General features: G+C 38.0%; 9 protein-coding genes and 1 other RNA gene. 5 read left to right on the top strand and 5 right to left on the bottom strand.

What is annotated here, in order from left to right:
• Positions 1-49: 49 nt before the first annotated feature.
• Together OQZ33_RS19935 and gltB are read right to left on the bottom strand one after the other, a co-directional pair.
• Positions 50-1,516 (bottom strand): glutamate synthase subunit beta, encoded by a 1,467-nt coding sequence (locus tag OQZ33_RS19935; RefSeq protein WP_265801114.1) that lies wholly within the window; start codon positions 1,514-1,516, stop codon positions 50-52.
• A gap of 3 nt (positions 1,517-1,519) precedes the next feature.
• Positions 1,520-6,019: a glutamate synthase large subunit gene (gene gltB, locus OQZ33_RS19930; protein ID WP_265801113.1), complete on the bottom strand. Its 4,500-nt coding sequence runs from the start codon at positions 6,017-6,019 to the stop codon at positions 1,520-1,522.
• Positions 6,020-6,479: 460 nt separating this feature from the next.
• On the opposite strand from gltB, the gene ffs reads away from it, so the two are divergent.
• Both ffs and fsa read left to right on the top strand, forming a co-directional pair.
• An RNA gene (ffs, locus tag OQZ33_RS19925) (signal recognition particle sRNA small type) lies at positions 6,480-6,579 on the top strand.
• A gap of 86 nt (positions 6,580-6,665) precedes the next feature.
• On the top strand, positions 6,666-7,325 hold the full coding sequence (fsa, locus tag OQZ33_RS19920; RefSeq protein WP_265801112.1) for a fructose-6-phosphate aldolase: 660 nt from the start codon (positions 6,666-6,668) through the stop codon (positions 7,323-7,325).
• Positions 7,326-7,483: 158 nt separating this feature from the next.
• Here fsa and OQZ33_RS19915 read toward each other — a convergent pair whose 3' ends face one another.
• On the bottom strand, positions 7,484-7,999 hold the full coding sequence (locus OQZ33_RS19915; protein ID WP_265801110.1) for a D-glycero-alpha-D-manno-heptose-1,7-bisphosphate 7-phosphatase: 516 nt from the start codon (positions 7,997-7,999) through the stop codon (positions 7,484-7,486).
• A gap of 330 nt (positions 8,000-8,329) precedes the next feature.
• Here OQZ33_RS19915 and OQZ33_RS19910 point away from each other — a divergent pair, with 330 nt between their 5' ends.
• Positions 8,330-9,352: a S66 peptidase family protein gene (locus tag OQZ33_RS19910; RefSeq protein WP_265801109.1), complete on the top strand. Its 1,023-nt coding sequence runs from the start codon at positions 8,330-8,332 to the stop codon at positions 9,350-9,352.
• 50 nt (positions 9,353-9,402) lie between these two features.
• Here the strand turns inward: OQZ33_RS19910 and OQZ33_RS19905 are convergent, their stop codons facing one another.
• Together OQZ33_RS19905 and OQZ33_RS19900 are read right to left on the bottom strand one after the other, a co-directional pair.
• Complete coding sequence (locus OQZ33_RS19905) at positions 9,403-10,719, bottom strand: nicotinamide mononucleotide adenylyltransferase (protein WP_265801108.1); 1,317 nt, start codon at positions 10,717-10,719, stop codon at positions 9,403-9,405.
• A gap of 158 nt (positions 10,720-10,877) precedes the next feature.
• Entirely contained in the window at positions 10,878-11,312 is a 435-nt protein-coding gene (locus OQZ33_RS19900; protein WP_265801107.1) for an Hsp20/alpha crystallin family protein, read from the bottom strand.
• Between the two features lie 67 nt (positions 11,313-11,379).
• On the opposite strand from OQZ33_RS19900, the gene OQZ33_RS19895 reads away from it, so the two are divergent.
• Complete coding sequence (locus OQZ33_RS19895; RefSeq protein WP_322975098.1) at positions 11,380-11,865, top strand: thioesterase family protein; 486 nt, start codon at positions 11,380-11,382, stop codon at positions 11,863-11,865.
• Positions 11,866-12,123: 258 nt separating this feature from the next.
• Positions 12,124-13,911 carry a translation elongation factor 4 gene (gene lepA, locus OQZ33_RS19890; RefSeq protein ID WP_056848806.1) on the top strand — a complete coding sequence of 596 codons (1,788 nt, stop codon included), beginning with the start codon at positions 12,124-12,126 and terminating at the stop codon, positions 13,909-13,911.
• Positions 13,912-13,926: the final 15 nt, after the last annotated feature.

Below are 13,926 nucleotides of genomic sequence, written 5' to 3'. Positions count from 1 at the left end.
GTCGTGGCTTGCACCACGACCCTAAAAATAAAAATTAAAAACCTGTTAACTAAGCATAAGCTACAGCATCTCTCGATGCCAGTTTTGTAGTTCCCATCAAGTATTCGTCTACTTTACGAGCGGCTTCTCTCCCTTCGGAGATTGCCCAAACTACTAAGGATTGACCCCTGCGAACATCACCAGCTGCGAAAATCTTCGCAATGTTAGTTTGATAGGTATGTTCTGAAGCTTTTACATTCCCTCTATTATCCAATTCGATACCAAGCTTTTCGAGTAAACCTTCTTTTTGTGGATGCAAGAAACCCATGGCCAAGAAAACCAATTCGCAAGGCAAATCTCTTTCTGTACCAGCCACTTCTTTAAATGAAACGGGACGTCCAACAGCATCAATTTCCCACTCTACATCTACAACCTTCAATGCTTTTAAATTTCCATTTTCGTCGGCAATAAAATTTTTAGTATTAACCGACCAAGCTCTCTGTGCACCTTCTTCATGAGAAGAAGTATTTTTCAGAAGCATTGGATAATTTGGCCAAGGCATATTTTCTGTTCGTGTTTGCGGCGGCATTGGCATAATTTCAAATTGGGTCACCGATTTAGCACCATGGCGATTCGAGGTTCCGATACAGTCGGATCCTGTGTCTCCACCACCAATTACGATCACATTTTTACCATTAGCTAAAATATCTTCAGCAATAATCTCTCTGTTTGCGACACGTTTGTTTTGCTGCTTTAAGAAATCCATGGCAAAGTGAACCCCTTTTGCCTCACGACCAGGAATTGCGAGATCACGAGGAATGGTTGAACCTCCAGCCAGCACTACCGCATTGAAATCTCTTAAAAGCGTACTGATTTCTACGTTCACACCTACATTGGTATTTGTTCTAAAGATTATTCCTTCTTCTTTCATCAAATCAATCCGGCGATCCACCACATTTTTCTGTAGTTTAAAATCCGGAATACCATATCTTAATAAACCACCAGGTGCATCATCACGTTCGAAAACCGTAACTTCATGCCCAACCTTATTCAGCTGAGCAGCAGCGGCTAATCCTGCAGGACCTGAACCGATAACGGCAACTTTTTTGCCTGTTCTGATTAATGGCTTTTTCGCTTTGATAAAACCCTTTTCAAACGCAATCTCTATAATATGCTTTTCAATTTCCTCAATAGAAACTGGCGGACGATTGATACCTAACACACATGCAGATTCGCATGGTGCCGGACAAATTCGACCAGTGAATTCAGGGAAATTGTTAGTGCTTAATAAAATTTCCGCTGCCTGCTCCCATTTACCTTGATAAACGGCATCGTTAAATTCTGGAATCACATTACCCAATGGGCAACCTGATTGACAAAACGGAACGCCACAATCCATACAACGGGCAGCTTGATTGTTTAATTCTTGTGCAGGTAATTCATTTAAAAATTCCCCATAATGTTTTACACGAGTTTTAGCCTCTTCTCTTGTGGGCGCAACTCTATCGTATTCTTGAAATCCTGTTACTTTTCCCATGGCTTAGTGTGTTTTTACTTGTTGATTACGTTTTGCTAAAACTGCTTTGTATTCCTTAGGAAATACCTTTACAAAATGATTGGATTGTGTTTTCCAATCGCTTAAGATAAATTCTGCTACTTTACTATCAGTCAGACGGATATGCGTTTTAAGTAAAGCGAGAATTCTTTGTTCATCTTCAGTTTGTAATGGATCGAGATCAACCATTTCTTTATTGCATTTACGGGCAAAAGTTCCTTTGGTATCATACACCCAAGCTACACCTCCACTCATTCCTGCTGCAAAATTACTTCCAGTATCACCAAGAATCAGCACTTCACCACCGGTCATGTATTCACAACCGTGATCCCCAACACCTTCTACTACTGCGGTGGCACCCGAGTTGCGAACTGCGAAACGCTCACCAGCTTTACCACGGGCGAATAACTCACCAGAAGTTGCTCCATAAAGCGCTACGTTACCAATGATAATATTTTGCTCTGGAATGAAAGTTGAATTTGAAAAAGGATAAATGGCTAAACGAGCACCAGATAAACCTTTACCCACATAGTCATTTGCTTCACCTTCTAAAGATAACGTAACTCCACGGGTATTAAATGCACCGAAACTTTGTCCTGCCGAACCTACAAACTTGAAGTTGATGGTATCGGGCGGCAGACCTGCACCCAAATGCACTTTAGAAATCTCGTTAGATAACATAGTTCCCAATGAACGATCGGTATTTTTCACGTTAAAGCTCGCAAAAACAGGCTCATTATTGGTAATTGCAGGTTGTGCAGCTGCGATTAGTTGATGATCTAAAACGTGTGTCAAGCCATGATCCTGCTCTTCCGTATTAAATAAAGGCAATCCGTTATCTTCCGCTTTAAAAAGAATTGCAGAAAGATCCAGATACTTTAATTTCCAATCTTCTTCTGGTAATTCCCTAACCTTTAAAATATCGGCTTGTCCAATCATTTCATGAATGGTTCTGAAACCAAGTTCAGCCATAATCTCACGTAATTCTTCAGCGAGAAAATGGAAAAGATTCACTACGTGAGCTGCATCACCACTAAATAATTTTCTTAATTCAGGGTCTTGTGTCGCCACACCAACCGGGCAAGTATTTAAATGGCATTTACGCATCATGATACAACCAGCAGTAACCAAGGCAGCGGTAGCTACTCCCCATTCTTCAGCACCTAACAAAGCTGCAATAGCAATATCTCTACCCGTCTTTAGTTGTCCATCCGTTTGCAGAACGATGCGGTTACGTAATCTGTTTTTAACCAAAGTCTGGTGCGCTTCTGCTAAACCAAGTTCCCAAGGTAAGCCAGCATGTTGAATAGAAGTTAATGGCGATGCACCTGTACCCCCATCAAAACCCGAAACCAGAATAACATCAGCATGTGCTTTAGCTACCCCTGCTGCAATGGTTCCAACTCCTGCTTTGGATACCAATTTGACATTAATTCTGGCAGCCCGATTGGCATTTTTCAAATCGTAAATCAGCTGCGCTAAATCTTCAATTGAATAAATATCGTGATGCGGAGGCGGAGAAATCAAGCCTACACCTGGTGTAGAGTGGCGCACTTTTGCAATCCAATCATCCACTTTATGACCTGGTAATTGACCACCTTCTCCAGGTTTCGCACCTTGAGCCATTTTAATCTGCAGCTCATCAGCATTGGTTAAATAATAACTGGTTACGCCAAAACGAGCAGATGCAACTTGTTTAATGGCAGACCGCATGCTGTCTCCATTTTCCATTTTTGTGTAGCGCATTTCATCCTCACCACCCTCGCCTGTATTGCTTTTACCACCAATTCGGTTCATCGCGATAGCTAAAGTAGAGTGTGCCTCGTGGGAAATTGAACCAAATGACATTGCTCCAGTTGCAAATCTTTTTAAGATTGCCTCGGTAGATTCTACTTCATTTAATGGAACCGATGGTCGGGTATAATTAAAATCAAACAACCCACGGATGGTATAAGCTTGTTGAGTTTGCTCATTTACCAACTTTGAATATTGCTTGAAAATGTTGTAATCATTCTTACGTGTCGCGTTTTGCAACAAGTGTATCGTTTGCGGGTTAAACAAATGTGCCTCACCCCTACGACGAAATTTGTAAGTTCCTCCTGCCGGCAATAAATTTTCAGTTTGTGTTGCTGGTCCGAAACTGCGGTGATGTTTAATCAACGTTTCCTTTGCTATTTCATCTAAGCCTAAACCACCAATACGAGAAACTGCTCCTGTGAAATAAGTGTTTACTACTTGTTTATTCAGACCAAGAATTTCGAAAATTTGCGCACCTTGGTAAGATTGCAAGGTAGAGATCCCCATTTTAGAGAAAATCTTAAGCAAACCACTATTTACCGCATAGATGTAGTTTTTTGTTAATTGCTCTGCCGATAAACCAGATTCTTCTTGAAAACCATTGATTGTTTCCAAGGCCAGATATGGATTTATAGCCGTAACACCGAAACCTAATAAGGTAGCAAAATGATGAACTTCCCAAATATCTCCACCCTCAATTACAATACCTACAGCGCCACGATACCCTTTACGAATTAAGTGGTGATGTACAGCCGAAACAGCCAATAATGATGGCATTGCAGCATGTTCCGAATCTATTGCTCTATCGGTTAACACGATCACCTGAAAACCATCTTCTACAGCATCAACAGCATAACGGCATAAGCGATCTAAAGCTTTCGCCATTGCACCTGGTTTCCCGTCGGCCCTAAAATAGGTTTGCAATGTTTTTGCCTGAAAAACCCCGGTATCAATACTTCTTAATTTCTCTAACTCCTGATTAGTTAAAATTGGATGTTTAATGGCCACACAATGTGATTGCAAAGAATTTTCCTCTAATAAGTTACCATTGCTACCCATAAAACTAGCTAAACTCATAACCACTTTTTCCCGGATCGGATCGATTGGCGGATTAGTTACTTGTGCAAAAAGCTGCTTAAAGTAGTTTGATAAATGTTGTGGACGTTTTGATAAAATGGCAAGTGGCGTATCTGTCCCCATTGAACCGATTGGTTCCTTAGCCTCAACAGCCATAGGTTTCAACAACAAATCAATGTCTTCTCTACTGTAACCAAAAACCTGCTGATATTTAAAGATAGATTCTTCAGATAGTCCCGTAAACATTACACGTGGTTCAGGTAACTCTTCCAAACGAATTTGATATTGGTTAATCCAATCAGCATATGGGCTTTTGCTACAAACCTGAGTTTTAATCTCTTCATCACTAATAATTCGTCCCTGTTCCATATCAACAACGAACATTTTACCAGGTGTTAAACGACCTTTTTCAATAATTGTGCTCTGGTCGATTGCTAAAGCACCCGCTTCAGAACCCATTATTACACGATCATCAGAAGTGATGGCATAACGAGATGGACGTAAACCATTGCGATCCAACGTAGCGCCAATTAACTTGCCATCGGTAAATGCAATTGCCGCTGGTCCATCCCAAGGCTCCATTAAAGTAGCATGGAATTCATAAAAGGCTTTCTTAACGGGATCCATATCCTCATTACCATCCCAAGCTTCAGGAACCAACATCATCAATACATGCGGAAGGGTTCTGCCTGCATGTAGCAATAACTCAATAACGTTATCTAAACAGCCTGAATCTGAGTTCGTTTCATCGATAACAGGCAATAACATATCCAGTTCTTCTGGTGTAAAATAGGCAGACGCAAAAGATTTTACCCCAGCTCTAAACCAGTTTAAGTTTCCTTGTAACGTATTGATCTCTCCATTGTGCGCTATAAAGCGGAATGGCTGAGCTAATCTCCATGAGGGAAAAGTATTCGTTGCAAAACGTGAGTGAACTAACCCTAAAGCAGAAACCACACGTTTGTCGCTTAAATCATTAAAATAGGTACGAACCTGTAAAGAAGTAAGCTGACCCTTATAAATGATCGTTTGCGCAGAAAGGGAAACGATATAAAAATCTTTACCGCCATGAACCGTATTGGTTATTAGTTTAATCAGGTAATTTTTAAAAATGTATAGCTTGCGCTCAAAATCAGCACCAGGATTAACTGTGTACGGCCGACCGATAAAAACCTGCTCAATTTCAGGTTCCACAGAAAGCGCCATGTTACCGATATCAGTAGTATCTACGTCAACCTTTCTAAATCCTAAAATCTCCAGACCAAGCTTTTCTGCAGCACGGTAAATAAGTTCACGGCACTCTTCTCTTGATCTGATATCCTTTGGCATAAATAACTGACCCACACCGTAATTATTGGTTTCTGGTAAGCTAAAGCCAGCTTTTAAACATTCATCATAAAAAAATTCGTGGGGAATTTGAATCATTATACCGGCACCATCGCCCGTATTTGGTTCTGCTCCACATGCCCCTCTATGATCTAGATTTTCTAAAATAGTAAGTGCATCGGAGATGATTTGATGCGATTTTCGCCCTTTCACATGTGCAACGAACCCAATACCGCAGGCATCGTGTTCAAATTGCGCATCGTACAATCCACTGTTTGGTTCCATTCTTTGCTCGTTAGTTGTTAGTGTATAGGAAACACTAAGATACAAAAAACGAATTTTAAATTACAGAGTTGTTATGCTTTTTAGGATTATTTTAGTTTAAAAGCAAATATCGACATATTATTTGCAAAATAATTAATTTTAAAAGTAATTATTTACGGATTTCATAATTCGATTTTTTCCTCGAAATAATAGCTTTTGTCAGGCCTTATCGTACAAAAACGATTTAGCAAATAAAATCATATATGAAAATAATGTTTATTAATAAATTTTGAGTGTCACTGACACTTACTAATTAATTATCGTGTTTAAGTGACTTCATCAGCTGCATTTATATAGGTGCATTGAGCAACACAGCTCCTCCCTTAATTTTATTTTGGTATGAATCAGTTAGATAGCCTAAATGACTAAAAATTTAAAAAAATGCATTTTGCAAAACAACATCTTTTTCTACCTTTGTGGCGGGCAAGTCTTTTACGACCAGCTCCCTTTGAACTCCCCCAGGATGGGAACATAGCAAGGGTAGAAGGTTGTAGCGGTGCGATAGAAGGTGCTTGCCCTTTTTTTTCTTTTCCCTTAATCCCCTGAAGGGGGAATTAAATTCTTCAGGGTTCAATTTTGAAACTCAAATACTTAAGAATTTATAACCATGAAATTTTTTATTGACACAGCAAATCTTGATCAAATCAAGGAAGCACATGATTTAGGCATTTTAGATGGCGTAACCACTAACCCAAGCTTAATGGCTAAGGAAGGTATCACTGGCGAAGAAAATGTAATTAACCACTACAAAGCCATTTGCGATATCGTTGAAGATAATGTTAGTGCAGAAGTGATCTCGACTACCTTTGATGAAATCGTTAAAGAAGGTGAAGCACTTGCTGCTTTAAACCCAAAAATAGTTGTTAAAGTTCCGATGATTAAAGATGGTGTTAAAGCCATCAAATATTTCTCATCAAAAGGAATTAAAACAAATTGTACTTTAATATTCTCTGCCGGACAGGCATTATTAGCTGCTAAAGCTGGCGCAACTTATGTTTCTCCATTTTTAGGTCGTTTGGATGATATTTCTAGCGATGGATTAGTATTGATTGAAGACATCAGAACAATTTTTGATAACTACGGTTACGAAACTCAAATCTTAGCAGCATCAATCCGCGGACCGTTGCATATTGTTAACTGTGCTAAATTAGGTGCAGACGTAATTACAGCTCCATTAGCTGCGATTGTTGGTTTACTAAAACACCCATTAACTGATAGTGGTTTAGCTACTTTCTTAGCAGATCACGCTAAGGCAGCAGGGAAATAAGTCCGGAGTATTCAGTCGAAAGTCTGGAGTCTAAAAAAAGTCCTAAGCATTGAGTTTAACTCTTACTTAGGACTTTTTATTTTTATTGATGTTTAGATGGATAAGAGAGATATGAGTTTTTCGGTTGAGTACTTAGGATGTGCCGACCCCAAAAAGAACTAGAAACTACCTAATTTAAACTCTAAACTCAAAACTTCCTTCACTTTTTCGTAACTAATCTGCTCGTCGGGCTCAATCAGAATACCTTTCACTCCTGCCCCATTTGCAGCCTCTACGTCTCTTGGCTTATCGCCAATCATTACCGATTGAGCAGGATCGATATCATACATCTCAATAGCATCCAGAATCATTCCAGAGGCAGGTTTGCGACATTTACACTCCCCGCCAACAGTTGGATGGTGTGGACAATAGTAAAAACCAGCAATATCAGCGCCTTTTGCTACAAAAGCATTTCTCAACATTTGATGCATAATTGCCAGCTCTTGCTCGCTATACCTTTTTAACGCAATGCCGCCTTGATTTGTGATTACAATAAGCAGAAAACCTTCATCATATAATTTCTTCAGCACGGGAATTTGATACTCCAGGATCTTAAAATCTTCAACACGGCAGATGTAATCATAAATTTCGTGATTCAAAACGCCATCACGGTCTAGAAAAATAGCTTTATTCATTTAAATTCGGAATTGGAGACTCCAGCTTAACTGAATTATCTCTAGTAAAAATTGATTTGCTAAAATATATAAAATATAATAATCAAGTGTATTCGCTCTATTGATTGAACTTTAAACTGATACCCACTTCGGTTATCAAAAAATAAATTCATCAAACATCAAACTTTTTATTTTATCAGCGGTTATCTATATAATTCACATTATACTAATCTTTTACAGATTAATTTGTTTGGTTTAAAAAAGGGATTTATGGATATAGATCCCTTTTCTTTTGAACAAAAATTATTTACTTTACATTAGCTTTTTATATCAATTACTTCTTGAAAACAGATGAACAGAAAAAAATTCCTTTCCTCTTTTATTGCAGCTGCTACCATAATGCCCATTTTAAAAAGCTTCGGCAAAAGTATTGAAAGCGAACCTTCATCATTTAAGATACCACCATATTTAAATCAAGGCGATTGGATTGGAATAACAAGTCCGGCTGGTTTTATCACTACGGAACAAGTGCAGCCTTCAATTTTGCAAATGCAAAGCTGGGGTTTCCAAATAAAAATAGGTGAAACAATTGGAAAACGTGATTTCACTTACGGCGGCACAGATGAGGAAAGATTGAAGGATTTCCAAACGATGTTGGACGACCCCAATATAAAAGCCATCATGTGTGCCCGGGGCGGATATGGCTTCGTCAGAATCATTGATCAATTAGATTTTTCATCATTCAAAAAAAATCCAAAATGGATTATTGGATTTAGTGACATCACTGTTTTACATTGCCACCTAGCCAAAAACTATGGCATTGCTTCTATTCACTCCAAAATGTGTAACAGTTTTCCAGATGATTGGACCAAAGCAGAACCCATTCAGATCGAAACCATCTTATCAATAAAAAATGCCTTAATTGGAGCACCAATGGGATATTCAGCCCCCACAAACATGAATAATAAACTAGGAAGCGTAAAAGGAGTTTTAGTTGGTGGAAATCTGAGTATTATTGAAACACTGTCTGGCAGTGATTCCGATTTGGACACCAAAGATAAAATTCTCTTTATTGAAGATACAGGTGAATACCTTTACAGCATCGATAGGATGTTATGGAACTTGAAACGTAGCGGTAAACTAAAAAACCTGAAAGGTTTGATAATCGGAGGTTTCAAAGTTAAACCAGATGATACTGGCCAAGAGTTTGGCAAAACTATTTATGAGATAGTGTTGGAAAAAGTTAAAAACTACAACTACCCGATCGCATTTGACTTCCCTGTAGGGCATCAACGAAATAATTTTGCACTGAAATGTGGCGCAAAACATAGTTTGAGAGTTACTGAAACAGGAACTACCCTTCAAAGCCTTTGATGATCATTTAAAATATCAAAGTAGATTTCTCGGGGATGATAACGTATAAACTAAACCGTTTTTACTTCATCTTCACTGTAATCTTTAATATCGGTGATGTAACCGTTAACTAAGAGAAAATCAAAAAGTGGCTTTGCCTCAGGCGTAACAGGCATATTCGAAGTTGTAATTACTTCATTTGTTTTTTTATCTAAAAACGGATAGGCAAATAAACGAACATTTGTGTTGAACATGTCGTTAACATAGCTCAATAACTGACCAGAATAATTTTCACCTTTAAAATTTGTAGAGTTAAAAACGAACTTCAAGTTGTTAATGTTAGTAGCTAGGCCAACACTTTTTGGCTTACAACGAGCCAAATACTTAGCTAATCTATTATGACGAGTGAAATTTGAAACGATCACAATATTTCCAGTATCGCACATTTCTTGCGTACGTTTAGCAACCGATTCTAAATCAATATGGTCAGGAGTTTCCTGTTCATCCGTTAAAACATTGGTCAATAAAACCTCGATCATAACAGCAATATTTCCCTCCTCTACTTTATTGGTTCGTTTAAATTGCTCTGTAGCCTTGTTAAATAGATTGAAATTGGGTAATGATTTCTGACCATATTTGGTTCGCAAAATCATGATATCCTTTTTGTACAACAAATCTTTAGCCTGGCGTGGGTGTGTATCTGCGTCAAAGATAGCTGCCGCAGAAAAATCTTTCATAATCATGTATAAATTAAGTAAGATATTATCTACCCCAGGAAATGCCGGGCCCTTAACCGAGATTAAATCTATTTCAACCGAACCGATCGTTAAATTATCAGCTAAAGATTCAACCATTAATTTTGGATCTTCATTAAGATAGAAGGCTGCATAAACCAAATTAACGCCAATAATACCAAGCACACGCTGTTGCATATTTACATCGGTATCAAGCAAGCGAACATGGAAAAATATTTCATTTGGAGCACCACCTGGCTCGTTTTGGAATCGAAGTCCTACCCAACCGTGAGGTTCATTTGTACGTTTATAATTTAGTGTGGTAACTGTATCGGCAAAAGCAAAAAATGTTCTACTGTCATATTTTTCGCCAGATAATCTTTCGTTAAGTAGGCCAAATTCATGATCGAGCATTTGCAAAAGTCTATTCTGGCTTACATAACGACCATTAGTTTCAGCACCATAAATCGCATCGCTAAAAGTCATATCATAGGCCGACATCGTTTTTGCAACGGTTCCGGAAGCTGCACCAGCGTTAAAAAAATTCCTTGAAACTTCTTGCCCTGCACCAATTTCGGCAAAAGTACCGTATATCCTTGGGTCAAGATTAATTTTAAGTGCTTTACGTTTAGTATCCAGAATTTCTCTTTCCATGGCGCAAAAGTACAAAAAAATGACGTTAGGCTAACTTGATGTTTCAACTTAAAATCAATCTAAATACAAAAAAAATAAGGTTAACGTCATCCAACGTTAACCTTATAAAACCTAAACTTAAACTATTATGAAAAACCCTCTTTCGAGAATATTTTGTTCTACGATACTACAATTTCTTTATGTTGTAATTTAGTATCGTCTTTTTTGCCAATGTTAATTACCAGAATACCATCTTTATATTCTGCGGTAATTTTTTCGCCGTCTGCAGTTTCTGGCAAATTAAATGATCTGGCGAACGAGCTGAAATCAAATTCTTTACGGGTAAAATCTTTAGCAACCTGTGTTTCGTCTTTTTTAACTTCTGCCCAAACAGAAAGCGTATCTTTTTTTAAATTGATTTGAAAATCTTCTTTCTTCAAACCTGGTGCCGCCAACTCAATCACATATGCAGTCTCATTTTCATGAATGTTAACGTTTGGCGATCTATCAACCATTTTGTTTTTACTTACTGCTTCACTAAACAATGAATCGAAAACATTGTTAAAGTAAGGTGCTGTGTTGCGGGTTCTGTTATTAAAATTTACAAGTGTCATATCTTTAATTTTATTTTTTTAATCTGATATCAGTCGTTATTCAACTTACATACCAAACCAAATTTTTATGATTTTTAAGACATTTTGGCAAAACAAATCGAAATCAAAAGACAAATTGTCAGAAATACGTGATTTTTCCGACAAATTCAACTATAAAACGAACATTCATCTTCGTTTTGTTGATTTTGATTTAATGGGCCATGTGAATAATTCAGTATACTTTACCTACTTGGAAATTGCGAGAACTAAGTATTGGGAAGAAATTGTAAAGTGGGATTGGAATAAAACTGGAATCGTCATTGCTCATGCTGAACTGGATTATATCCTGCCGATTGTGATGAATGATAAAATAGCTGTTCATGTGAAAACATCACGAATTGGCAATACAAGCTTTGACTTGGAGTATCAAATTGTAAAACTAAAGGGAACCGAAGAAGTAATTTGCAGTAAAGGAAAAACAGTTTGCATAGCGGTTGACCCTAATACAAAAAGACCAACTACAATACCTGACGCTGAAAAGCAAAAAATGTTGACTTTTGAGCAGCTAATTTGATATATCGTGAGCTTTAGCAATTAAACGTAATGGTAACTATGCATTTATTGTTGCTATAAATGAGATTGTTCCCTCAAAATAACAGAATTTTTTCAGGAAATAAGATAACGGAACGAACGAAGATTTTTTCCTCCTGAACGGAAGAAGTCATTAATTTTCTAATCAGCAAATACTACCTTGTTTTATAAAAAAATTGGCCGCTTAGCATTCCATTTTCGACGGTAAATTTTCCATTAAAAAGCATATCTTTGCGCAAAGATGAAGCATATACGTAATTTTTGCATTATTGCACATATCGACCATGGCAAGAGCACTTTGGCAGATAGGTTATTAGAATATACAGCGACAATTTCGCAGCGTGAAGCGCAGGCGCAATTGCTCGATAATATGGATTTGGAGCGTGAGCGAGGCATAACGATTAAAAGTCATGCCATACAAATGAACTATAAGGTTGGAGATATTGAATATAACTTTAACTTGATTGATACCCCGGGACACGTTGATTTCTCTTATGAAGTTTCGCGTTCTATCGCTGCTTGCGAAGGCGCTTTATTAATTGTAGATGCTTCGCAAGGGATTCAAGCACAAACCATTTCGAATTTGTATCTAGCTTTAGAACACGACCTCGAAATTATTCCAATCTTAAACAAAATGGATTTGCCTGGGGCGATGCCTGAGGAAGTTAAAGATCAGATTATTGATTTAATTGGCTGTAAACGCGAAGATATTATTCCTGCATCGGGGAAAACTGGCTTGGGAATTCCCGATATTATTCAAGCCATTGTAGATCGTGTTCCAGCACCTGTTGGCGATCCTGAAGCACCGTTACAAGCCTTAATTTTCGACTCGGTTTTTAACTCTTTTAGAGGAATTATCGCTTATTACAAAGTGGTAAACGGCGAGATTAAAAAAGGCGATAAGGTTAAATTTATCAATACAGGAAAGGAATACCTTGCTGATGAGGTAGGGATTTTGAAACTGGACATGGCACCACGGAGCGTGGTTAAAACCGGAGATGTGGGTTATATCATTTCAGGAATAAAAGAAGCCAGAGAAGTAAAAGTTGGTGATACTATTACAACAACTGCAAGACCATCTTTAGATGCAATTCAAGGTTTTGAAGAAGTTAAACCAATGGTATTCGCTGGGATCTACCCTGTTGATACGGACGAGTTTGAAGAACTTCGTGAAGCAATGCACAAGCTGCAGTTGAACGATGCATCTATCGTATTTGAACCTGAAAGTTCGGCAGCCTTAGGCTTCGGTTTCCGTTGCGGATTTTTGGGAATGTTGCACATGGAGATCATTCAAGAGCGTTTAGAGCGTGAATTTGACATGACGGTAATTACAACCGTTCCTAACGTATCCTACATCGCTCATACTACAAAAGGAGATGAGATTTTTGTAAACAATCCTTCAGACCTGCCTGATCCGAGCAAACTTGATTCTGTTGAGGAACCATTTATCAAAGCCAATATTATTACCAAAGCCGATTTTGTCGGACCAGTAATGTCGCTCTGTATTCAGAAAAGAGGAACGATTGTAAATCAATCGTACTTAACTTCCGATCGGGTTGAACTGGTTTTCGAAATGCCAATGGGCGAGATTGTTTTCGACTTTTATGATAAGTTAAAAACCATTTCAAAGGGCTACGCATCTTTTGATTATCACCAGGTAGGTTACCGCAAATCAGATTTGGTTCGTTTAGATATGTTAATTAATGATGAACCGGTTGATGCCCTTTCCTCACTCATTCACAGAAGTAACGCTTACGATTTCGGAAAGAAAATTTGCGAGAAATTAAGAGAGTTAATCCCTCGTCAACAGTTCGAAATTAAAATTCAAGCTTCTATTGGCGCAAAAGTGATCGCTCGTGAAACACTTAGTGCTTTACGTAAAGATGTTACAGCTAAATGTTACGGTGGTGATATTTCCAGGAAGCGTAAATTATTAGAGAAACAGAAAAAAGGTAAAAAACGCATGCGACAGGTTGGAAACGTAGAAATTCCACAAAGTGCATTTATGGCGGTTTTGAAATTGGATTAAAAATTAGATATGAGA

It is taken from the genome of Pedobacter sp. MC2016-05 (assembly GCF_026239735.1).
Taxonomy (GTDB): Bacteria; Bacteroidota; Bacteroidia; order Sphingobacteriales; family Sphingobacteriaceae; genus Pedobacter.
Note: the sequence above shows the minus strand (reverse complement) of the source record. Positions and strands in the feature narration are given on the sequence as shown.

Coding starts and splice junctions, on each gene's coding strand:
- OQZ33_RS19935 (WP_265801114.1), bottom strand. CDS start 1,516: ATGGGAAAAGTAACAGGATTTCAAGAATACGATAGAGTTGCGCCCACA.
- gltB (WP_265801113.1), bottom strand. CDS start 6,019: ATGGAACCAAACAGTGGATTGTACGATGCGCAATTTGAACACGATGCC.
- fsa (WP_265801112.1), top strand. CDS start 6,666: ATGAAATTTTTTATTGACACAGCAAATCTTGATCAAATCAAGGAAGCA.
- OQZ33_RS19915 (WP_265801110.1), bottom strand. CDS start 7,999: ATGAATAAAGCTATTTTTCTAGACCGTGATGGCGTTTTGAATCACGAA.
- OQZ33_RS19910 (WP_265801109.1), top strand. CDS start 8,330: ATGAACAGAAAAAAATTCCTTTCCTCTTTTATTGCAGCTGCTACCATA.
- OQZ33_RS19905 (WP_265801108.1), bottom strand. CDS start 10,719: ATGGAAAGAGAAATTCTGGATACTAAACGTAAAGCACTTAAAATTAAT.
- OQZ33_RS19900 (WP_265801107.1), bottom strand. CDS start 11,312: ATGACACTTGTAAATTTTAATAACAGAACCCGCAACACAGCACCTTAC.
- OQZ33_RS19895 (WP_322975098.1), top strand. CDS start 11,380: ATGATTTTTAAGACATTTTGGCAAAACAAATCGAAATCAAAAGACAAA.
- lepA (WP_056848806.1), top strand. CDS start 12,124: ATGAAGCATATACGTAATTTTTGCATTATTGCACATATCGACCATGGC.